Annotated in this window: 19 protein-coding genes and 1 pseudogene; 10 read left to right on the top strand and 10 right to left on the bottom strand. The window is 47.5% G+C overall.

Annotated features, from left to right (window positions below):
- Nucleotides 1–57: 57 nt before the first annotated feature.
- The 7 genes and pseudogenes from agaB (at nucleotide 58) to K9N75_RS01505 (ending at nucleotide 5,244) form a co-directional block, all read left to right on the top strand.
- Nucleotides 58–531 carry a PTS galactosamine transporter subunit IIB gene (gene agaB / locus K9N75_RS01535; RefSeq protein ID WP_008814706.1) on the top strand — a complete coding sequence of 158 codons (474 nt, stop codon included), beginning with the start codon at nucleotides 58–60 and terminating at the stop codon, nucleotides 529–531.
- 55 nt (nucleotides 532–586) lie between these two features.
- The gene (agaC, locus tag K9N75_RS01530) at nucleotides 587–1,372 is read left to right on the top strand and encodes a PTS galactosamine transporter subunit IIC (RefSeq protein ID WP_008814705.1); all 786 of its coding nucleotides are present in this window, start codon (nucleotides 587–589) and stop codon (nucleotides 1,370–1,372) included.
- Nucleotides 1,362–2,222: a PTS galactosamine transporter subunit IID gene (agaD, locus tag K9N75_RS01525; RefSeq protein WP_061059309.1), complete on the top strand. Its 861-nt coding sequence runs from the start codon at nucleotides 1,362–1,364 to the stop codon at nucleotides 2,220–2,222. Before agaC ends, agaD begins: the two co-directional genes overlap by 11 nt.
- A gap of 45 nt (nucleotides 2,223–2,267) precedes the next feature.
- A complete protein-coding gene (gene agaF, locus K9N75_RS01520) occupies nucleotides 2,268–2,705 on the top strand; it encodes a PTS galactosamine/N-acetylgalactosamine transporter subunit IIA (protein WP_096080061.1) in 438 nt (145 codons plus the stop codon).
- A 503-nt stretch (nucleotides 2,706–3,208) separates the two neighbouring features.
- The gene (locus K9N75_RS01515) at nucleotides 3,209–3,364 is read left to right on the top strand and encodes a hypothetical protein (protein WP_224452145.1); all 156 of its coding nucleotides are present in this window, start codon (nucleotides 3,209–3,211) and stop codon (nucleotides 3,362–3,364) included.
- A gap of 124 nt (nucleotides 3,365–3,488) precedes the next feature.
- A pseudogene (locus tag K9N75_RS01510) lies at nucleotides 3,489–4,412 on the top strand (phage major capsid protein); the annotation flags it as partial.
- 226 nt (nucleotides 4,413–4,638) lie between these two features.
- Nucleotides 4,639–5,244 carry a tail assembly protein gene (locus K9N75_RS01505; RefSeq protein ID WP_375374037.1) on the top strand — a complete coding sequence of 202 codons (606 nt, stop codon included), beginning with the start codon at nucleotides 4,639–4,641 and terminating at the stop codon, nucleotides 5,242–5,244.
- Nucleotides 5,245–5,426: 182 nt separating this feature from the next.
- Here the strand turns inward: K9N75_RS01505 and K9N75_RS01500 are convergent, their stop codons facing one another.
- From K9N75_RS01500 to nudF, 9 genes are all read right to left on the bottom strand, one after another.
- Nucleotides 5,427–6,812, bottom strand: coding sequence for a hypothetical protein (locus K9N75_RS01500; RefSeq protein WP_224452144.1), 1,386 nt, complete (start codon nucleotides 6,810–6,812; stop codon nucleotides 5,427–5,429).
- 280 nt (nucleotides 6,813–7,092) lie between these two features.
- Nucleotides 7,093–8,343, bottom strand: a complete 1,251-nt coding sequence (locus tag K9N75_RS01495; protein WP_224452143.1) for an ABC transporter substrate-binding protein — start codon at nucleotides 8,341–8,343, stop codon at nucleotides 7,093–7,095.
- A gap of 25 nt (nucleotides 8,344–8,368) precedes the next feature.
- On the bottom strand, nucleotides 8,369–9,760 hold the full coding sequence (locus K9N75_RS01490; RefSeq protein ID WP_065424783.1) for an ATP-binding protein: 1,392 nt from the start codon (nucleotides 9,758–9,760) through the stop codon (nucleotides 8,369–8,371).
- Between the two features lie 67 nt (nucleotides 9,761–9,827).
- On the bottom strand, nucleotides 9,828–10,538 hold the full coding sequence (locus tag K9N75_RS01485; protein ID WP_008814699.1) for a response regulator: 711 nt from the start codon (nucleotides 10,536–10,538) through the stop codon (nucleotides 9,828–9,830).
- Nucleotides 10,539–10,703: 165 nt separating this feature from the next.
- Nucleotides 10,704–12,599, bottom strand: a complete 1,896-nt coding sequence (parE, locus tag K9N75_RS01480) for a DNA topoisomerase IV subunit B (protein ID WP_004095246.1) — start codon at nucleotides 12,597–12,599, stop codon at nucleotides 10,704–10,706.
- Between the two features lie 108 nt (nucleotides 12,600–12,707).
- The gene (gene yqiA, locus K9N75_RS01475) at nucleotides 12,708–13,292 is read right to left on the bottom strand and encodes an esterase YqiA (protein WP_035503916.1); all 585 of its coding nucleotides are present in this window, start codon (nucleotides 13,290–13,292) and stop codon (nucleotides 12,708–12,710) included.
- A gap of 2 nt (nucleotides 13,293–13,294) precedes the next feature.
- Complete coding sequence (cpdA, locus tag K9N75_RS01470) at nucleotides 13,295–14,122, bottom strand: 3',5'-cyclic-AMP phosphodiesterase (protein WP_008814698.1); 828 nt, start codon at nucleotides 14,120–14,122, stop codon at nucleotides 13,295–13,297.
- An 88-nt stretch (nucleotides 14,123–14,210) separates the two neighbouring features.
- The gene (locus K9N75_RS01465; protein ID WP_008814697.1) at nucleotides 14,211–14,636 is read right to left on the bottom strand and encodes a DUF1249 family protein; all 426 of its coding nucleotides are present in this window, start codon (nucleotides 14,634–14,636) and stop codon (nucleotides 14,211–14,213) included.
- A 17-nt stretch (nucleotides 14,637–14,653) separates the two neighbouring features.
- Entirely contained in the window at nucleotides 14,654–15,313 is a 660-nt protein-coding gene (gene nudF, locus K9N75_RS01460) for an ADP-ribose diphosphatase (RefSeq protein WP_130973960.1), read from the bottom strand.
- Between the two features lie 218 nt (nucleotides 15,314–15,531).
- Between nudF and tolC the strand changes: the two genes are divergently transcribed.
- A complete protein-coding gene (gene tolC, locus K9N75_RS01455; RefSeq protein ID WP_016361102.1) occupies nucleotides 15,532–17,013 on the top strand; it encodes an outer membrane channel protein TolC in 1,482 nt (493 codons plus the stop codon).
- A gap of 226 nt (nucleotides 17,014–17,239) precedes the next feature.
- A complete protein-coding gene (dhaR, locus tag K9N75_RS01450; RefSeq protein WP_224452581.1) occupies nucleotides 17,240–19,129 on the top strand; it encodes a dihydroxyacetone kinase operon transcriptional regulator DhaR in 1,890 nt (629 codons plus the stop codon).
- Nucleotides 19,130–19,211: 82 nt separating this feature from the next.
- Here the strand turns inward: dhaR and gltP are convergent, their stop codons facing one another.
- Nucleotides 19,212–20,516: a glutamate/aspartate:proton symporter GltP gene (gene gltP / locus K9N75_RS01445; protein ID WP_008814693.1), complete on the bottom strand. Its 1,305-nt coding sequence runs from the start codon at nucleotides 20,514–20,516 to the stop codon at nucleotides 19,212–19,214.
- Nucleotides 20,517–21,255: 739 nt separating this feature from the next.
- On the opposite strand from gltP, the gene acs reads away from it, so the two are divergent.
- Nucleotides 21,256–23,214: an acetate--CoA ligase gene (gene acs / locus K9N75_RS01440; protein ID WP_008814692.1), complete on the top strand. Its 1,959-nt coding sequence runs from the start codon at nucleotides 21,256–21,258 to the stop codon at nucleotides 23,212–23,214.
- Nucleotides 23,215–23,235 lie beyond the last annotated feature (21 nt).

Raw genomic sequence — 23,235 nt, 5'->3', positions numbered from 1 at the left:
ACTTAAGAAAGCGGGCAGAGAAAGGGAAACGATCATTCTTTTGCAAGGAGATACATTATGGCTACCCCGAACATCCTACTGCTGCGTATTGATAACCGTCTGGTTCACGGACAGGTTGGCGTGGCCTGGTCCTCTTCTCTTGGCGCTAATTTGCTTTTGGTTGCCGATGACGGCGTGGCTCAAGACCCTCTACAACAACAAATCATGTCCATGACGGCTGAATCTATGGGCATTGGTATTCGCTTTTTCTCTCTGCAAAAAACCATCGACATCATCGGTAAAGCATCGGCAGCACAAAAAATCTTTATCGTCTGCCGCACACCGCAGGAGGCCCGCTTTTTGATTGAAGGAGGCGTTCCAATCAAAAGCGTGAACGTTGGCAATATGCATTTCGTCGAAGGGAAGCGTTCCATCACGAAAAAAGTCTATGTCGACGATCAGGACCTCGCGAATCTGCGCGCAATTCAAGCCAAAGGCGTGGACGTTTTTATTCAAGATACCCCAAGCGATAGCAAACACAGCATCGACTGATTTGAGTAATGCGCGGTTTTATCTCTATAGGTTTAACTAAACGATAGGACACATCATGCATGAAATAACCTTAATGCAAGGCATGGGGCTCGCCATCATGGCCCTGATTGTCGGCATCGACTTCTGGCTCGAAGCTCTATATATCTTCCGCCCACTGATTGTGTGTACGCTCACCGGTGCGATTCTAGGCGATATCCAAACCGGTTTAATTACCGGTGCATTGACCGAACTGGCCTTTACCGGACTCACACCTATCGGGGGAACTCAGCCGCCAAACCCTGTCTTAGCGGGGATCATGACAACGGTTATCGCCCACAGTACCGGAGTGGATGCGAAAACGGCCATCGGGCTTGGATTACCGTTCAGTTTCCTGATGCAGTACATCATTCTGTTCTACTACTCAGCATTTTCGTTCTTCATGCAAAAAGCCGATCGTTATGCAGAAGAAGGCGATACTCGCTCGCTGGGTCGCTTGAATCTGCTATTAACCAGCATCGTGGCGATTAGCTATGCCGCCGTCACGTTCTTCTGTGCCTACGTTTCACAAGGCGCCATGCAAACGCTGGTGCAATCTATGCCAGCATGGTTAACCCACGGCTTTGAAGTCGCCGGCGGCGTATTACCCGCCGTCGGTTTTGGTTTACTGCTTAAGGTCATGATGAAGACACCATTTATTCCGTTCTTTATCGTCGGCTTCCTGTTTGTCACTTTTATTCCCGTACAAAACCTACTGCCGGTTGCGGTGCTAGGTGCCGCATTTGCGGTATATGAATACTTTAATGAACAGAAAAAAGCAGCGGCAACAGTCGTCGTAGCGGAGGATATGGAAGATGGCATCTGAAATCGTCAATACTGAAAATACGTCCGTACCCGCGACCACTGCGGGCCAAGATAATCCGCCCAAAACCGTGCTGACCCGTGGCGATATCACCCGCTTGGGCTTTCGTTCCGCCCTGCTTCAGTCAGGTTTTAACTATGAGCGTATGCAAGCGACGGGTTTTGCCAGCGCGCAATCTCCGCTGCTGAAAAAGATTTACGCCAACGATAAGGACGCCCTTAGTGCGTCAATGAGAGACAATTTAGAATTTATTAACACCAACACTAACGCAGCCGGATTCCTGATGGGGTTGCTGATTTCTCTAGAGGAACGACACGAAAGCCGTGACCTGATTAAAGGTCTGAAGGTGGCGCTGTTTGGCCCTCTAGCAGGTATCGGTGATGCGATTTTCTGGTTCACGTTGCTGCCGATCGTTGCTGGGGTGTGTGCGTCTTTCGCCAGCCAGGGAAGTATTCTCGGTCCATTGATTTTCTTCGTTGTCTACGCAGCGCTGTTCCTGCTGCGCGTGGTATGGACGCATCTGGGCTATTCACTCGGCGTGAAGGCCATCGATAAATTGCGCTCAAGCTCTGGCGCAATCTCACGAGCGGCCACCATATTAGGGGTCACCGTGATCGGGGGACTTATCGCATCCTATGTTCACCTGACCGTAACCGCCAAAATTGCGGTCACTGCCGGACATGAGGTTTCGATTCAAGAGGCCTTCTTCGACAAAGTGTTTCCAAACCTGCTGCCGCTGGGCTATACGCTGCTGATGTATTATCTGCTGCGCGCCAAGAAAGTCAGTCCGGTGACGCTCATTTTAGTCACGTTTGTGCTCTCCATTGCCCTCTCTTGGTTGGGCGTACTGTAATTTCACAGCGCGGTTCGCCGCGCTTGTTTTTTTAAGAGATTAGAGATGATTAGCCTTATTATTACCGGACATGGTCGCTTCGCCAGCGGTCTGTTTAGCGCGGTTGAGCAGGTTATTGGCCCACAGGAACAGTGCCTCGCCGTCGACTTTCCACCTGAAATGAGCACTCAGCAACTGGATGAAAAACTGACTCAGGCACTCGCCTCGCTGCCTCAGCAAGATGGCGTGCTATTTTTCACCGATTTGCTCGGTGGCTCGCCGTTTCGCAGTTCCGTTATCTTGAGCCAAGCATTAGCAAATAGCGATGTGGTGGCAGGGACCAACATGCAAATGTTGGCGGAAATGCTGATGGAACGCGAAGAGATCGCCAGCATACAGGAGTTTGTCACACAGGCACTCGCCTGTGGGCATCAGGGAATGTTGAGTTTCAGAGAGAAAGCGGCGGAAAACGCATCCGCAGTTGAAATCGATGAAGGGATTTAATTTCTGATGTTCATATCCTGAATAGATGAGCTATAGGAATAAGACAGCTCATCTATTCTTCAAGACACAGTATCTGGCCATGTTTTCTTGTGTTTCACCATCACTATCGCCATATCGTGATGGTGAAATCAGAGTGAGTACATATATGTATCCAGCTTTCCCTGTAGCTTTACCAATAAGATAAAAATGTTCGTCATCGCCTTCCTCAGGTACTTTCGCTAATTTGCACCATCCATGGGTTATCCATTCATTTTGAAGGAATTTTATTCCCGCATCAGACATCTGGACAGTAAAGGTTTTATCAAACTCGGATGCTGCGTTTTTTTCTAAACGGAAAGGGCTATCACGGCCCTTTTTTCATTCTCACAATCTGATATATCGAATTTTCAGATGGAAATCAGATTTAAATATCCATTATATCGATAAATACTCTAACCATAATCAGTTAAACAGGTATGGGGTAAACAATGATCGAAGAACATGAATCGTTAAATCTTTGAGAGGTGAAAGGCTTCTCTATCCACATCGACGCAGCGACTGCACAACGTCTAAAGCAGTACCGTATCCGCTATCTCAAAGAGAACGCAGGCAAGCCGCTTCCGAGCGTGGCAATGATTACTCGCTACGCCATTAACCAATGGTTGGACGGTGCGCAATGAAAAGCTGGTAATCCATTCAAGCTAAAGCTGGTGGCGTGGCGTCAATTTCTCTCTATGACGAGATTGGCACTTATGGCATCACTGCCCGCCAGTTTGCCGAAGAACTCTCCGCGTTAGGGCGTGAATCGTCAACATGGCGCTGACCCACAGCACCAGCGATTTTTCTAGCATTCTGGCGGGTGGTGCTGAGAAGTCCGTATTAGTGGGATGGCAGAACAGCGGGGAAACCTTCCAGCAGTGGACGAAAAAAGGAAGCCTTTCCAACTTCCACGAAGCCAAGCGTGTTGGCATCAATGGGTTCTCTAAGCTGAATAAGGTGCCAGAAGGTGCAGAATACAAATACGTGACGACCAGTGACCGAGGCACACCGGTTGCATTAGCTACTTACGGGAACCTATTCAGCATTACCCGACAGGCGATTATCAATGATGACCTAGACCAGTTGTCCACCGTCCCACAGGCTTTAGGTCGTGCCGCTGCCCGAACGGTGGGTAATCTTGTTTATCTCCAGCTTATCGGTAATAGCAAATTCACTGACGGCACACCCCTGTTCCATGCTGACCATAAGAACTTAATCAGTAGCGCAATGGATACCAGCGGCCTATCCGCTGCACGTCTTGCTATGCGCTTACAGGAAGATCCAAACGGCGACCCGCTGAATGTGCCCCCTGCTTACATCATCGTGCCCGCCGCGCTGGAAGGTGATGCAAACCGTGCGTTGTTGTCTTCATCGTCTCTATTCCAGATTGGGGAGACTGACGCGAATAAACCCGTGCTTAACCAGAACGCGGGGATAATCAATGTGGTTAAGGACATGGGGCAGGTTGTCGTTGAGCCACGCTTAGACAAGGCTAACAACAAAGAATGGTATGTGGCCTCAGCACAAGGCACTGACACCATCGAGGTAGCGTATCTGGATGGCATGGATGCGCCTTACTTAGAGCAGCAGGACAATTTTAGTACCGATGGTGTGTGGTACAAGGTGCGTATCAATTCAGGTGTCGCAGCGTTGGACTATCGCGGCTTGGTTAAGTCCAGTGGTAAGTAACAGCCAAGGGCGGAAAGTCGCCCAAAATCAAAAGGTACTCCCGAGGGGGTGCCTTGCCACGGGGCGGCGACCTCGCGGAGAACTCCTCATTTTTGGATTTTAATCATCCATCACCACCAGTGTAATAAATTGAATTATATAGTTAATTATTTTTTCAGTGATGAATGTGCTTGTTTTTTGTTCATCACTGACACTGATATTGCACTGTAAACCTAGGGCTAATACTATGGCATTTATTGACGTTCCTATTCGTACACTGCGTTTTCATGGGCCACTCATTGCACAATTTGGCAAAGAGTTTAAATACCGTGCACACAACGCGCCAAGGATGATCAGCGCGGCTAAAAACCTGTTACCCAATTTTGAGCATTACATGTTGGCAGCACACAAGCGCGGGTTAACCTTTGCGGTGTTTATTGGAAAAAGAAACATCAAAGAGGATGAGCTAGAACTGACAAAAGGCACTGACGATATTCATTTGGTACTGGTGCTTATTGGCAGTAAACGCTCTGGCCTATTTCAAACGATACTCGGTGCTGCATTGATCGCTGCTATCTTTACTCCTGCTGCTGGATTAGCGACTGTCGGACTTACACCTGGCGGGTTGGGGATGGCTGGCGCGTCCCTTGCACTTGGCGGCGTTATCCAAATGCTATCACCACAACAGGCCGGTATTCGAATGCGACAAGATCCGGATAATAAACCCAGCTATGCCTTTGGTAGTCCCGTTAACAGCACTGCTCAGGGCAATCCGGTTGCCATCGGTTATGGTGAAGGAGAGATCGGCGGAGCGATTATTTCCGCTGGTATATATACAGAGGATCAGCAATGACACAGCAAGAGTGCATATCTACGCCAGTAAAAAATTAACTCAAGCCTTTCTTAATCAGGTCAGGATTTTGTTTTTTAGAAAAATATTTTATTTTCAATATGCATTGATTAAGTTAAAAACAATAATTTTTTGTTAATGCGCTAACTGAATAACGTCAGTCAGCGCAAAGTGCCTAGGTGGTGTTATTTTTTTTCCTCCTTACCATCCCCCTTTTCAGATGATGGGATTACTCTATCAAGAATCTCTCTATTGATTTGGTTAGTTGTATTTATAAGAGCGTTTATTCCATCTATCTCAATTTTGTGATTCTTTTTGTCATTTGTGTTAATTGGTGGGGTAAGGACTGTTTTTAAGATGCTATCCATGAATTCAGATGCTTTATCTGTATTGTTTTTATCTATTTCTTGTTTGAATGAAATAAGCGTTTCTGATAAAAGTTTTTTGTGGGCATAATCTTCGGTAATATTATTTTGCTTCACGTATTGAACCGCACTAAAAGCAAAGAAGCCAATTAATATTGGTATTATTGAAAATCTGGCAATAAATAACATTAATAGGTGGGAGCCTTCAGTACCACTTACGTTATTCATTTCTAAAAGTATATATATTATAAATGAGATGCAAGTTAATGCAGAAGCCAAAGAAACCCAAGCCCAAAATTTTCTATTCGAGTTTGCAAGTTCATATGCATTTTTGAAATGCCTTGACAAACGATATGTTCCAGCAAGGTTTAGAGCTGCACGTGCTTTATTAGCCAATTCTTTAGCATTTGATATTTGTGATGTTATTGTTTCTTCGAGCTTATCGACATTATCTGATTTTTTGATCACATTATCAATTTTGATTTCTGAGTTTCTAATTAAACTTAATAACTTATCTTCATGATTTCTATTTCTTAACAGAGTGTCTGTTAGCTGGGCATCAGCAGCCTTTAGATTGTCGCTAATGTTACTAATATTTTTAAGTGCAGAATTACTTTTCAATAAAATATTATTTATCTCGCTTCCATTTTTACTTGCAATAATCTGCTCAGATTTTAATTCGTTGACAAGTTTAATTATTTTTTCATTAGTCTCTGAATTTTTTGCAATAATTGATTTAGCATGTGATATCTCTAGTTCAAATTCATTTTTTATGTTTATGATGCTTTCTAATTCATCTTGTGATTTTTTATTTTGAATGGAAAGTGAATTTTTCCTATTGACGCTTTCTTGTATTAGTTTTGATATTCTGATGTATTTTACTAGGTCATCATTTAAAGCTAGAGTGTTTTTATATGCTGTTTTATCAAGTTCTGATGAGCTTAATATAGTCAAATAATTATGAATTGATGCTAATAGACTCAATATATCTTCACTTTCACTATTCGTATAATACTCTGGGTAGGAAAAGAAATTGAATTTAGCAAGTAATGACATGTTTTGTCTAAGCCTATTTATGTGATTGGTTAAAGCACTATTATTTGATGCTTTAATTGGGCTCTGGTTTGATATTTTTAGTTTGCTAGAAATGTCATCTAACATTGAAAAGATCGATGAGATTGTTGCTGTAAATTGATTTTGTTCCATATAGCACCTATCGTTCTACCATGTATTGCAATGTGTATAGCAATGTAAAATTTTGAGTATTATTTTGATCAAAAAGCCGAAGCTATTCAATAAGATCTTTTCATTATATTGCATGATGACCCATCATCATTGGGTATATCTGAATAAGTCGCATATGTTTTACTGACCTCGCCGGTATCCCTAAAACGGCCAGCAAATAGAACAAGAAGGCTAATAAAAACGATTATTATCAATAAAATAGGAAGAAGAGAAAAAGTTTTTCTCATCTGAGAATCCATAATTAATAACCTTTCACCGCCATTAACGCAGTATTCAACTGCGTCACCGCCTGCTCTGGTGTTTGATTAGGATGGGTGAAAAAGTCATTAAGAACGCGGAAGAAAACTTCTTTTGCCTGCACATCAACCGCCATTGAGTGCGCCATGCTTGGCAGTAGACGATTCGTCTTCTCGGCATCTTTAAACACCTTCGCCGCTTGCTGGGCGCAAACATCGAACGTGCTCATATCAATATCGTTACGAACCGGAATTGAGCCTTTTAACTGATTAAAGCGACGCTGGAAATCGGGATCCATCAACACATCCGCGAGACGGCGCTGAGCCTCCACCGCGGTGGCATTACCGTTTTGCTGCAAAATCGCAAAACTGTCAGTGCCGTAAATAAAGTAGCCTTCTGTACCTGGCGTTGCCACACAGAGAAAATCTTTGTTTGGTACAGCTCCCATCTGCATCAACTCACCTTTGGCCCAGTCTCCCATAATCATCATAGCGGCTTTGCCACTGTACAGAAGCTCTGCTGACTCATGCCAAGGCCGACCCGCTGATTTAGGATCTATATCATCATGTAACTGACGAAAACGCTGAAGTACGCGGATCATGCGATCGCTAGTGATTGCTTTGCTATCTAGCTTTTCGAATACGTCACGATAGAACTGACCACCTTCTAAGCCGAGCAGAATATTTTCAAACAGCGTTGCATCCTGCCACGCCTGTCCACCGTGCGCTAACGGGATATAACCTGCCGCTTTGAGCTTATCGGCAGCCGCGAAAAATTCATCCCACGTTGTAGGGATCGCCAGATGCAGCGCGTTAAAAGGCTTGGGATTAATCCACAGCCAGTTAATCCGATGGTTATTTACGGGAACAGCAACGTACTCGCCATGATATTGAGTAATCTGGCGAATCAACGGAGGCAACACGCGATCCCAAGCTTCGGTTTGCTCTTTGGTATAAGGACTGGATAAAAAACCCAGTGCGCCCCACTCCTGAATAAATTTGCCTTCCATTAGCGCCGCTGTCGGTGGGTTGCCTGCAATCATTCTCGTTTGCAGTACGCTATAGGCGCTTTCACCCCCGCCACCTTTTACCGTGAAATCCTGCCAAGTATCTCCTTTGGCCGCTAACTCCTGCTTGAGTAGATTCAGCGCCGCGCTTTCACTCTCCGATGTCCAGTAATGCAAAACCTCAACCGTTGCAGCACCACAGTTCATCGCCATCGTTAGCAAGGCGGTGGTCAGTAAAACTTTTTTCACCAGCGATTCTCCGTTACCTGTGTGATTACTGTAAATAACGCCTTAAGCGCAATACGGCGATCAGACCACCACAAGGATGGTTATACAGTGTGATATCACCGCCGTGAGCGCGAGCGATACCGCGAGCAATTGCTAAACCTAATCCGCTTCCCTGAGTATCGCTATGTAATCGATAGTAAGGCTTAAACACGTTCTCTAACTGAGCTTGCGGAATACCGGGGCCATAATCACGGAAACTCAGCGTCATATGTTCAGGATAGTTTTCCACGCTGATCTCAAGCCTATCACCGTACTTCAAGCCATTATCCACCAGATTATTAATGCAGCGTTTCAACGCCAGTGGGCGTCCAAACAGATAGTGCGGCGTGCCACGCAGGCTGATATTGGTATGTGCGTCCATCAGCTGTGCCAAAAGGTGGCGTAGGTCGATACGCTCCATATTCTCGTGAATATCCGTATCCTTCATACTTTGCAGCGCACCTTTGACCATCATTTCCAGATCGTGCAGATCCTGCTCCAGCTTTTTCTCGAGCGGAGGATCGTCCAGCATTTCCACGCGCAGCCGTAACCGCGTCAGCGGTGTTTTTAAATCATGACTGATCGCGGTAAAAAGGATTTCTCGGTTATGTAAATAGGCACGCAGTCGATCCTGCATTTGGTTGAAGGCTCGCGTCGCGCTAACTAATTCTGCGCTCCCTTCTTCAGGCAACGGAGGGCTATCCAACTGAGTGTTTAACTGATGTGCCCCCTGCGCTAAACGCGCTAACGGCCTCAGCTCTCTGCGTATCAGCCAGCCGCCAAACAGCGCTACCAGCAACATACTGCATAGCGTGAATCCCAGCTGACGAGAACCAAACAGCGGCAGATCCAACTGATCGTATGGCGGCGGTAGCGGTGCAGCAATAAACAGCCATTCGTCCTTGTTCAACGCTAACTGAAGCGCTAACACAGGCTCATCGCCACGTGATGTAACCAGCCCAAAACGCGCCCAACCCGGCGGTAAGTCCACCATCAAAACACCCGCGTTAAATACTCGTAGCTGATTGGCGGCAGTGAGAGAAATCACCGAGTTCAGCCTATCACCCTGTTGATTGAGCACCTCGCTTTGCGCCAGCGCGAGTACCCTTTGCACATTACTGCTGTCGGCAAGCGGCTGCTGTTTGAGGGGATGGCTATTGATGGAGATAAAAAACTGCGAGCCGCCCAGCTCTAGCTGTTGCTGGAGTACCAGATGACGATAATTACGCGGCAGGGATGACATGAAATTGTAAGTCGAAAGCATACTCTGCGTCAGGCTACGAACGGTGCTCTCAAGACCCGCATTATTGCGCACGCTGTACTGTCGATACCAAAAAACCCCAGAGATAATCTCAGCCAAGAGCAAAGCGCACACCAGCATACATAACATGCGGCTCATCAAAGAACGCGGCCATAGCCGCTGATACCAACGCAATGATTTGGGACTGGGATCAAACCGCCGGAACTCAGTATTCACGGCTAACATCGCAGCACAGCATATAACCCTGATTTCTTATCGTGCGCAGCAGACGGCGGTCGACGTCATGCAAGCGTTGACGTAGCCGACTAATCTGCACATCAATGCCACGCTCCAGAGGATTATTTTCACGGCGGCGGGTGATCTCCGATATTTGGTCACGATCGAGGATCTTGTTTGGAAAACGCAGAAAAAGAGATAACAAAGCAAACTCGATCCCAGAGAGGATCTCCGCGGCACCTTGGGAATCGATCAATTCTCGGCGTAACAGATCCAGTTTCCAGCCGTTAAAACAAAGATAGCGTGCTTCTGCCGTTGGACTTTGCGCTATCTGGTTGCGCCGCAACAGCGCCTTAACTCTTGCCAACAGCTCGCGTGCGCTAAAAGGCTTAGCGAGATAGTCGTCAGCGCCTAGCTCCAGCCCGATCACTTTGTCGGTTTCATCAGAGGCTGCGGTAAGCATGATGATCGGCACCGAAGAGGTATTCCTCACCATCCGGCATAGCGTGAAGCCATCCATACCCGGCATCATGACATCAAGAATAATCAGATCGACGCTTTGCTGTTGAAGCGTTTGCATCAATTTTTCACCGTCAGGCAGCGCAATAACGCTAAATCCCGCGCGAGTGAAATACTCCGTCAGCAGACTACGAATTTCTGCATCATCATCAATGAGCAACAGCGAATAGGGCAACATCATCGGTAAGGCTCCAAGCAGCACGTACAAGCTAACAATCTGAATAATACTCGCTGACCTAATACATCTTATTCCATGCACAAACAATTGGGATGGCTATCACACTTCCACCGCATAAAAAAACGGACCGCCAAGGCGATCCGTTATCAGCGTGAAGAGCACTCTGGACTAGACGTCCAGATCCGCCAGATCACCTTTTTCCTGTAACCAGTTGCGACGATCTTCGGAGCGTTTCTTCGCCAACAGCATATCCATCACCGCCATCGTTTGATCGACATCGGTATCATCGATGGTTAACTGCACCAAACGACGCGTATTTGGATCAAGCGTTGTTTCACGCAGTTGGAGCGGGTTCATTTCGCCCAACCCTTTGAAGCGTTGTACGTTCGGCTTACCCTTTTTACGCTTGAGCTGTTCCAACACACCGGCTTTTTCTTCTTCATCCAGCGCGTAATAAACCTCTTTGCCGAGGTCGATGCGGAACAGTGGCGGCATGGCAACATAAACATGCCCACCGCGTACTAACGATTGGAAATGACGCACGAACAGCGCACATAGCAGCGTAGCAATGTGTAAACCATCGGAGTCAGCATCCGCAAGGATACAAATTTTGCCGTAGCGTAGCTGGCTGAGATCGTCGCTGTCTGGATCGATACCAATCGCCACGGAAATATCGTGTACTTCCTGCGAGGCGAGTACTTCGTCAGAAGAAACTTCCCACGTGTTCAGGATCTTACCTTTTAACGGCATGATGGCCTGATATTCACGGTCACGAGCCTGCTTAGCAGAGCCACCAGCGGAATCCCCTTCCACCAGAAAGAGCTCGGTGCGGGAAAGATCCTGTGCGGTACAGTCGGCTAATTTACCCGGCAGCGCTGGGCCACTGGTCAGCTTTTTACGTACCACTTTTTTAGCGGCACGCATGCGGCGCTGGGCGCTGGAAATCGCCAGCTCAGCCAGTTGTTCGGCCACCTGCACGTTTTGGTTAAGCCAAACGCTGAAAGCATCTTTAACAATGGCAGAAACAAAGGCCGCACACTGACGCGAAGACAAACGTTCTTTCGTTTGACCCGCAAATTGCGGATCCTGCATTTTCACCGAAAGCACGTATGCACAGCGTTCCCAGATATCGTCCGCCGACAGCTTAACGCCACGCGGCAAAAGATTACGGAATTCGCAGAACTCACGCATGGCGTCGAGCAGGCCTTGGCGCAAACCGTTAACGTGCGTACCGCCTTGCATGGTTGGGATCAGGTTAACGTAGCTTTCAGTCAGCAACTCACCGCCTTCCGGCAGCCACAACAGGGCCCAGTCAACGGCCTCGGTATCACCTGAGAAGGAGCCGGTAAATGCCTGTTCTGGCAGAGTGATAAGACCGTTCACAGCCTCCATCAGATAGTCGGTCAGACCATCCTGATAGCACCAGCGCTGTTCGGTGTTGTTCAGCTTATCTTTAAAGACAATCTCGACGCCCGGACACAATACCGCTTTAGCTTTCAGCAAATGATTGAGGCGAGAAACCGAGAATTTAGGGCTGTCAAAGAACTGTTCATCAGGCCAGAAGTGTACGCTAGTACCGGTATTGCGTTTACCGCAGGTGCCGGTTACATGCAGATCTTCGACCTTATCACCGTTCTCGAATGCCATCTGATACACCTGTCCATCGCGGCGTACGGTGACTTCAACGCGTTTGGATAAGGCGTTTACTACCGAAATACCTACGCCGTGCAGGCCACCGGAGAACTGATAGTTTTTATTCGAGAACTTACCGCCTGCATGCAAGCGGCACAGGATCAGTTCAATAGCAGGTACGCCTTCTTCGGGGTGAATGTCCACCGGCATACCGCGCCCATCATCAATCACTTCCAGCGATTGATCGGGATATAAAATGACCTCTACGCGAGATGCGTGGCCAGCCAGCGCCTCATCGACACTGTTATCTATGACTTCCTGACCCAAATGGTTAGGACGCGTGGTATCGGTGTACATACCCGGACGACGGCGCACGGGTTCTAGGCCGCTGAGAACTTCAATAGAATCAGCGTTATAGCTGGATTGAGTCATGGTATGAATCGTATAAGTCGTTAGTTATCGTCGACCGAGCGGTGCAAAGCAGTACTTTGCTCTGGCGAAGCCATATTCCGCTCGGTAGGTATAAGCCTTACCACTCTGTTAATAATCGGTGGCCAGCTCTAAGAAATCGACGATCTGTGGGAAAAATCGCTCGAAACCAACAAAACTGTGTGACCCCTCAGGCTCAATGGTCTGGCGGCATAACGCGTAGTAAGCCACAGCTTGTCGATAATCCAGAACTTCGTCACCAGTTTGCTGTAACAACCAGAGGAGATCCGGTGATTCCAATGGTTCAACCTGCATGACTTTCAGATCGTAAACGTGGCGAGACTCTAACACATATTGTTGGCCGGTGTAGGGATTCTCGTTTTGCCCTAAAAAGTCAATTAACAGCTCATAGGGCTTAACTGCGGGGTTTACAACGACCGCCGGTAGCGTGAAGCACTGCGATAGCCACGTGGCGTAATATCCACCCAGAGAAGAACCCACCACTCCCAGAGGACGTCCAGAACGAGACATCACTATCTCTTCCAACATTTCCGCTGCATCCGACGGATAAGGCGGGAGTTGAGGAACCAGCATCGTAATTTCTGGGTGATTAACCGCTAGCCACTGTTTCAACGCAGTGGCCTTGGCAGAACGGGGAGAACTGTTAAATCCGTGGAGATATAAAAGCGTGGGCATCATTAATAGCCGTCAGAGTCGAGATCCGGTCTGAATTCTGTACCGTCTAAACGATGCAGTTCAGTCGTGAGCGTCCCATCTGGATGCAGATCCAGATAACGCCACCCGGGCGATAGAGTGTCAATCGTGAAATTGGTGCATAGCGGTTTGAATTGAATACAGGTTGATGGCGTCGCTAACAAACGGCGGCCTTCCCACTGCAAATCCAAATCCTGATGAATATGTCCGCATAGCAAAGTTTTCGCCAGAGGGTAATGTTGCAGAACTTCCCCTAGCATATGTGCATTACGCAGGCTGTGCTGATCAAGCCATGTACAGCCTGACGGCAACGGATGGTGGTGCAATAAAATCAGAGCGTGGCGCTGCGGATACAGCGAAAGCGTACGCTCCAACCATTCAAGTTGGTAGTCGCTTAGCTCTCCGTGGGGAACACCAAAAACTTGGCTATCTAACAAAATAATCTGCCAGTAATCGCCTAGCAACATATGCTTCGCGGGATTCACACCTGCATTGGCCAACGTATCGACCATTGCTGGCTGAAAATCATGATTACCCGGAAGCCACAGACAGGTTTTATTAAGCGTCGCAATACCGTTCGCAAAATGCTGGTATGCCGCCACAGAGTGATCCTGCGCCAAATCACCGGTGGCGACAACGATGTCGTACGGGCGAGCTTCGGCATGGATCGCCTCTAGCACTGCGTGGTAGCTGCGATGAGTATTGACGCCTAATAACGTCTCATGTTCACCCGCAAACAAGTGAGTGTCTGTGATTTGTAAAATCCTAACCGGAGCCCCACGTGCCACGGTTAGTTGAAACAGGCTTTCCAAATGGTGTCCTTTATGACTTTAGTCTGCCAAGAATCTGTAAAAATAATCATTGCGTCGATTGTTAGGGCTCAGCGCAGCAAAACAGGCTCTAATATACAGGAATTGCCATAACTCCATGCGTCAGACAATAGTGCAACCAGTCTGCAAGAAACTGGTTAATTTGATGCTTTTCGTCGCGTTGATGCAACTTTTTATTCGGATAATCATAACGTGCTTTAAACCGAGAGATCTGTTGGCTTGCACACACTTCCGCAACCATGGCGTCATGATACAGGCGCACACTCATTGAAGGTAACCCCCAATGTCCCGGTTCAGGCTGGGTCTGGGTGATTTCAGCCATTGAGGTATAACGCGTCGACTCCGTAATTTTTATCTGATAACTCGCGCCATTGACCTGATATCCCTGCGATTCGCCAACTTCGTCCTTGCGCGGTAACAAACGACGCAATTGTGCATAATTAGTCTCACACAGCCTCATCATTAGAGGAAAATCAGGGGAATAACGCTTCATCATATATATCTGTATCCAAATTAGTTGGCGCTGCTACAACCGAATTGCGGATTCATCCACTCGCGGCGAAGCGACTCATGGTGCAACGCCAGCCACTGTAATGCAATAACCGATGCAGCATTGTCGATCACCCCTTCTTCCACCCAGCGATACGCCTGATCGCGGCTCACAACATGCACTCGAATGTCTTCATGCTCTTCTGGTAAGCCATGGATGCCGGAGGCTTTTTCCGCGTCAATCTCACCGACCATAATAGATAAGCGTTCGCTCGTACCGCCAGGGCTTGCCAGATAGCTAAGCACCGGCTTACAGCGTTGCACATGAATGCCTGCTTCTTCCTGTGCTTCGCGACGGGCAACGTCTTCTACCGTCTCGCCGGGCTCAATCATCCCTGCCACCATCTCCAGCAACCAAGGCGTTTGGCTAGAGTCCAACGCAGGAATGCGAATCTGTTCCACTAGCACAACTTCATCACGTACAGGGTCATAAGGGAGCAGAACTGCAGCATGTCCGCGCTCAAAAACCTCACGTACAACCTCGCCACTCATACTGCCATCAAAGAGACGATGCCGAAAACGATAACGTTCTAGCGAAAAAAAGCCGCGGTAGAGCGATTCCCGTGCAATAATTTCAACATCATTTTTACTAAACGTGACGGGTGACGGATTTTTTTCGCTCATACGGCTAAATTCCTAAAAGTGGTGTGATGGTTAGCATGAATAATATTGATTTGAGGTCAATCTGAAAATACTCAATCACTTTACTGTTTATTTAGGTAAATTAAGGGGGATGGCACGTAAAGCCACGCTCCTTAAGATACGGTCTCTGGTAGAATCGGCGGCTATATGACTTTAGTCAGCGTTACAATAGCAACTTTGCTGCACAACAAGGAATGCAAATGAAGAAACTGCTCCCCCTTCTTATTGGCCTGAGCCTTGGTGGCTTTACCACTTTAAGCCATGCAGAAAACCTGATGCAGGTATATCAGCAAGCCAAGGAAAGTAACCCCGATCTGCGTAAAGCTGCGGCAGATCGCGATGTGGCTTTTGAGAAGATTAACGAGTCCCGTAGCCCACTGTTACCACAGCTTGGCTTGGGCGCAGATTATACTTATACCAATGGGATGCGCGACAACGACGGCTTGAACTCGAATAACTACGGCGCGTCGCTGCAATTGACTCAAACCATTTTTGACATGTCAAAATGGCGTCAGCTTTCTCTAACTGAAAAACAGGCGGGTATCCAAGACGTCTCTTATCAGTCTTCCGAACAGACGCTGATGCTGAATTCAGCAACGGCTTACTTCAACGTGCTGCGCGCTATCGATGCGCTGTCTTACATTGAAGCCAATAAAGAAGCGATTTATCGTCAGTTAGATCAAACCACCCAGCGTTTTAACGTGGGCTTGGTTGCTATTACCGACGTACAGAACGCCCGCGCTCAATACGACTTGGTGTTAGCTAACGAAGTGACAGCGCGTAACAATTTGGATAACTCTCTGGAAGCACTGCGCCAAATCACCGGTCAGTACTATGGTCAGTTGGACTCTCTGAACGTAGAGCGTTTCTCAACCACTAAACCAGAGAATGTGAATAGTCTGCTGCAAGAGGCTGAAAAGCGTAACCTGTCATTATTGAGCGCTCGCCTGAGCCAAGATTTGGCTCGTGAGCAGATCAAATATGCACAGACAGGCTATATGCCAACGTTGGATCTGACTGCATCTTCTGGTGTCAGCAATACAGACTACAACAGTTTGTCTAACAGCCAGAAAGCGCAGAACTCAAACGGAGCCAGCAGCTATCAGGGCCAAAACACTATCGGCCTACAGTTCAACCTGCCGCTGTACTCAGGTGGTGCAACCAATTCTCAGGTTCAACAGGCACAATATAACTTTGTTGGTGCAAGTGAATCTCTGGAAAGCGCACATCGTAGCGTTATTCAAAACGTTCGATCTTCCTTTAACAACATCTCTGCCTCTATCAGCGGCGTTGAAGCTTATCGTCAGGCCGTCGTGTCTGCACAAAGCTCTTTGGAAGCGACCGAAGCCGGTTATCAGGTTGGTACACGTACTATCGTTGACGTGCTAAACGCAACTACCACGCTGTATAGCGCGAAGGAAAGCCTGTCTAACGCACGTTACGATTACCTGATCAGCCAGCTCAATATCAAATACGCATTGGGTACGCTGAACCAAAACGATCTGATGGCGCTTAACGGCGGCCTGACTAAGCCTGTTTCTACCACACCGGACATTATTGCTCCGCAGGGTAAAACACAAGCCGACCAGGTTAACAGCGACTACAGCGCTGCACCAGTTGCACAAGCGACTCCAGTATCCAGCACCTCTAGCAGCAAAGGTAAGAATCCTTTCCGCAACTAACCTACGATGTTAGATGCCGCTGTGGCGAGATGACAAAGGGGCGAATTTTCGCCCCTTTGCTTTTTTGGCGCTATCAGCCCTTCGTTTGCATCCAGCTCACGGAATTGTTCCTCTTTTCCCGCTTTAATAACCACTTGTCTTTTACTGATGGATTTTATTTGTGCAGCCAGATACTTCTTCCGACCGTTGGATCTATTTTTTCTCTCACGGAAATTTGCCGGAGACAATGCGTCCTGCACAGCCGATTTATCAATCTTGGGTGCGCTGCCAAAAGCTGATGCAGCCCATGCCGTGGAAAATGCCTCACCGCGCAGCAGGGGCAACGCTACGCTCCATATGCCAACGTAAAAACGACCTGCTGGTATTAGGCCAAGCAGCGCTAGAAGATGCCTATGAATATATGGAGTCACGTCCCTGTGTTTTGCAGATCCTCGATGAAAGCGGTTGTTTGCTTTGGCAATGTGGGCACGTAAAAACGCGAACCGCACTCGCCGCACTCGGCTTTGATATCGGCAGCTATTGGGCCGAAGGACATATTGGTACTAACGCTCCAGCGCTAGCAATGCGCGACGGTAATCCTGTTCAGGTACATGGTGACGAGCATTTCAAGCAGGCATTACGCGCATGGCACTGCAGCGCAACGCCGGTGTATGACAACAGTGGTCGACAGCGTGCCGTTATCGTCATTGCATGTCTGATAGCAGACTATGCGGTCAGTGATTTACCGTTAACATTAGCCATTGCTCGCGAAATTGGTAATTCGCTACATACTGATGCGTTGCTGTCAGAAACCAATCGTCACCTCAACGAGCTTTACGCGCTGTTAGATGGCGTGGAAGATGGTGTCCTTGCATGGGATCACAACGGCTGTCTGCAATATTTGAATCATCGCGCTGCGGGGATGCTGCTGTTAGATGAACAAAATAGTTTGGGTCGCCCGCTTCCTTCGCTGCTTACTCTGCCTTCATTGTTACAACATGCCATTCAGCAACGGCTACCGCTTAATCATGTCGAAATGACGTTTGAAAGCCGCAAACAATTTATCGCTACGCTGCTCACGCTGAAGCCCGTTCCTGACGGTGAACACTGCGGCTTTATCGCATTGCTGCATCCGCTAGATCAACTGCGAAGGTTGGTGAATCATCAGTTGGGAAAGGTCAGCCAAACCTTTGAACAAATGCCCGCTGGTTCGCTCGATATGCGTCGCCTGCTGAGATACGGCCGTCAGGCAGCACGCGGTCAACACCCTATTCTACTACAGGGGGAAGAAGGCGTCGGCAAGGAGCTACTGGCTCAGGCAATCCATAACGCCAGCGAACGGGCTAACAGCTCATACATCGCTATTAACTGCCAAACTCTGGTTGAAGGCCAGTTCGCTAAAGAATTGCTCGGCAGTGACGCGACCGAAACCGACGCCGGCCTGCCAAGCAAGTTTGAGCTAGCAAACGGCGGCACGCTGTATTTGGAGCAAATAGAATATTTGCTACCAGAGATGCAGTCTGTACTCCTCCAGATCATTAAAACGGGCGTTATCATGCGCCAAAACTCCAGCCGTATTATCCCGGTCGATGTACGCATTATCGCCGCGACTGGCGCAAATCTACCGCTGTTGGTTAAACAAGGTCGATTCCGTCGTCAGTTGTTCTATACATTGCAGTCGTTCGAGCTACAGATTCCACCACTGCGTCAGCGCCAGTCGGATATACCGCTGCTGGTGACTCATCATCTGAATATTTTGGGTCAACATTTCCATTGCCGTTATCAAATCGACGAAGCCGTTCTGCTTCAATTACGCGACTACCCGTGGCCGGGTAACGATCAGGAGTTGAAAGGGGTCGTCGAACGCGCGGCGATGATTTGTCAGCATAACCATATTCGAATGGCCGATCTGCCCGAACATTTAATGACGGAAAAACTGACGGTAGAGCCGGAAAGCCCCTTGTTGACGCCAGTGATGTCATTGGAGGATGCAGAGCGCCAAGCAATTATCCGCGCGGCTCATGCAGCACAGGGTAAACCTCATGATATGGCAAGAATGCTGGGAATTGGGCGCACGACGCTATGGCGCAAACTGAAGCAGTATCAGTTGGAAATGGAACAGTTTAAGAGTGACTAATTCATTTTGATAACCGCCCCCTCATCTAAGGGGAGGCGGTTAGATAGACTTGGTATCCAAGAACAAGGTCGATAGTTCGCTTTTAAAACTGTTCGGCCTTCACCAACATATTCTCTTCATAAGCTTTCGCTTTCTTGCGGTCGAACTGATGCTCCCACTTGGCAATCACGAGGACCGCCAACGCATTCCCTACCACGTTCAACGCAGTACGAGCCATGTCAAGAATACGGTCAACGCCTGCAATAAACGCTAATCCTTCTAATGGAATACCCACGCTGCCAAGCGTGGCTAACAACACGACAAAAGATACGCCTGGCACACCGGCGATACCTTTAGAGGTTACCATCAACGTCAGCACCAAAACGATCTCCTGCCCGATAGATAAATCAATGCCATAAAGCTGAGCAATAAAGATGGCCGCAATACTTTGGTATAAGGTAGAACCATCGAGGTTAAAAGAGTAACCCGTCGGCACCACAAAGCTGGTGATGGACTTAGGCGCACCGTAAGCTTCCATTTTCTCAATGATACGCGGTAGTACCGTTTCAGAACTCGCCGTGGAGTAAGCCAGAATCAGCTCATCCTTCAGGATTTTGATCAATGTCCAGATATTGAGTTTGCATAACTTAGCCACTGATCCCAGCACCACCAACGCAAAGAAGATAATCGCGAAGTAAACTAGCACCACCAATTTAGCTAATGGTACTAGAGAGGCAAAACCAAAGTTCGCCACGGTCACAGAGATCAAGCCAAACACCCCGATAGGAGCATAACGCATGATCATGTGAGTCACTTTAAACATGCTTTCCGAAACCGCCTTAAATACCTTTAGCAGCGGCTCTTTAGTTTCTTTTGGCAAAGACGATAGTCCTAAACCAAACAGCACTGAGAAAAAGATGATAGGCAGAATGTCGCCTTTAGCCATTGAGGCAAACAGATTCGATGGGATCAATGCCAGAATGGTTGAAACTAGGCTATGAGATCCGCTCTGCACCTGTTCCGTCGTTTTTTCATACTGGGAGATGTCCACCGTTGCCAACGTAGACATATCAATGCCATGCCCCGGCTGGAAAACGTTGGCCAACGTGATCCCCACGATAATTGCAACCGTAGTGATAACTTCAAAGTAAATGATAGTTTTGAGGCCGATTCGTCCCAACTTCTTCGCATCACCCACGCCAGCAATACCCACAATCAGCGTAGAGATCACGATGGGGATAACAATCATCTTAATCAGACGAATGAAGATATCGCCCGCAGGGCTCAAAATATTGCTAACTAACCAAACGCGTGACTCTTCCTGATTGTGCAATACAGCACCAACGATGATACCTAAAATTAATGCAGCGACGATTTGCCAAGCAAGTGTAAATTTAAATTTCTTCATTCCCGAAAATGTTCCTCAATGATAATAGAGCCTACCCAGCTTCTTATATTTATCTGCAGCTGTAGTTTTTATTCCGTAAAGTATTTACTCATTTCCTATCGCGACCTGTCTAAATGCGACCTATATTCTGTATCATTTTGCGGTGGCTTTCCGCAAGCCAATATTGAATCGCGATGTACGCTGAAACCGCATAACGCCCTGTCTCATATAAATCACGAAAAGAAATAACCATTTGTTATAAAAGGAAAATAAACCCATTCATCCTTGCTAACACTGGATGACACTCAATCGATTAATTATGCATGTTTTTTGACATAATCTTGGAATGAAACGAATAATTAACCAAGAACTGTCGAGGTATTATGCACCATGATGGTGCAATGGAGGATATAACGGAAGCTAATACTCCTAATCATGATGAGAAAATAACCTATCCTATTATTCATTTTTATTATCTGATTATTTGTCCTGCCAGAGATTATTTTTAATTTCTTTATCACTGACTATTAATTTATATATTGTTTCTCTACGTTATTTTCTTCAGGCTCTTATAATTTTATTACCTCCCACTGACTTATCTTAGATGAGCACATGCTAAGCCAACCTTCCACGTAATCCCCTTGCTAGATACCAATATTTTTATTGCGTGATCAATCGCGCAAAAAAGACACAAATCGAGCGCGCGAATCATTTTTAACCTTATATTGACATAATATTAACATCCGCAAGGAGGATAACGATGAGCCAGATCCATAAGCATTCTATTCCTGCAAACATTGCAGAACATACCCTGATTAACCCACAAATGTACCGTGAACTCTACCAACGCTCAGTCAAAGATCCCGATGGATTCTGGGCTGAGTACGGAAAAATTATCGATTGGATGAAACCTTATAGCAAAGTAAAAAACACATCATTCGATCCTGGTCATGTCAGTATCCGTTGGTTCGAAGACGGTACTTTGAATTTGGCAGCAAACTGCCTAGATCGTCATTTAGAGGAACGCGGCAATCAAACCGCGATCATCTGGGAAGGTGACAATCCACAGGAAAGCAAAACCGTAAGCTATCGAGAGTTACATCACGACGTATGCCGCTTTGGCAACGTACTTAAGAAACTTGGCGTCAAAAAAGGCGATGTTGTTGCTATCTATATGCCTATGGTGGTTGAAGCCGCCGTAGCAATGCTGGCCTGCGCGCGCATTGGCGCCATTCATTCCGTCATTTTTGGTGGTTTCTCACCAGAGGCCGTTGCTGGTCGCATCATCGATTCTAATTCAAAAATCGTCATTACCGCTGATGAAGGGTTGCGCGCAGGTCGCCCTATTCCTTTGAAAAAGAATGTGGATGACGCACTGAAGAATCCAAATGTGAAGAGCGTCGAGCACGTCGTGGTGTTCAAGCGTACTGGCAAACAAGGTGAATGGAACTCAGACCGCGATCTGTGGTGGCACGATCTAATTGAGCAAGTCGATGCTAACTGCCCGCCGGAAGAGATGAATGCTGAGGATCCACTCTTCATTCTGTATACCTCTGGCTCAACGGGCAAACCCAAAGGCGTTTTGCATACCACCGGCGGTTATTTAGTTTATGCCGCAACCACATTTAAATATGTCTTCGATTACCATCCCGGCGATATCTACTGGTGTACCGCTGACGTTGGCTGGGTCACTGGCCACAGCTACTTGCTGTATGGACCATTGGCGAATGGTGCAATTACATTAATGTTTGAAGGCGTACCTAATTATCCTGGCGTAAACCGCTTATCGCAGGTGGTTGATAAGCATCAAGTCAATATTCTATACACTGCACCAACGGCTATTCGTGCACTGATGGCCGAAGGTGATAAAGCCACTGAGGGTACTCAGCGTACCTCATTGCGTATCATGGGCTCGGTAGGTGAGCCGATAAACCCTGAAGCTTGGGAGTGGTACTTCAACAAGATTGGTAATAGTAAGTGCCCAATCATGGACACATGGTGGCAAACCGAAACCGGTGGCTTCATGATCACTCCGCTGCCAGGAGCTATTGAACTCAAAGCCGGTTCTGCCACCCTACCTTTCTTTGGCGTGCAGCCAGCATTAGTCGATAACGGCGGAATACCTCAAGAAGGTGCCTGCGAGGGTAATCTCGTGATGGTCGACTCGTGGCCGGGACAGGCGCGTACGTTGTTCGGCGACCACGATCGCTTTGAACAAACTTACTTTTCCACTTTTAAAGGCATGTACTTCAGCGGCGACGGCGCTCGTCGGGACGAAGATGGGTATTACTGGATCACCGGGCGCGTTGATGATGTTCTCAATGTGTCTGGCCACCGCCTAGGAACCGCAGAAATTGAGTCAGCGCTGGTTTCCCATCCAAAAATTGCCGAAGCAGCCGTAGTCGGCGTTCCGCATAACATTAAAGGTCAGGCAATTTACGCCTATATCACACTCAATCACGGAGAAGAGCCAACACCAGAGCTCTATACCGAAGTGCGCAACTGGGTGCGCAAAGAAATTGGCCCGATAGCCACACCTGATATTTTGCATTGGACCGATGCGCTGCCTAAGACCCGTTCGGGGAAAATCATGCGTCGTATCCTGCGCAAAATTGCAGCCGGAGACACGAGTAATCTGGGAGATACCTCAACACTGGCAGATCCGGGAGTCGTAGAGAAGTTGTTAGAAGAAAAACAATCAATGGAAGTTTCATCTTAATTAGTCGCACGACGTATCGCC

The organism is Hafnia paralvei, from assembly GCF_020150375.1.
In the GTDB taxonomy this organism is placed as follows: Bacteria; Pseudomonadota; Gammaproteobacteria; order Enterobacterales; family Enterobacteriaceae; genus Hafnia; species Hafnia paralvei.
This window is presented reverse-complemented; position numbering and strand designations above follow the sequence as displayed.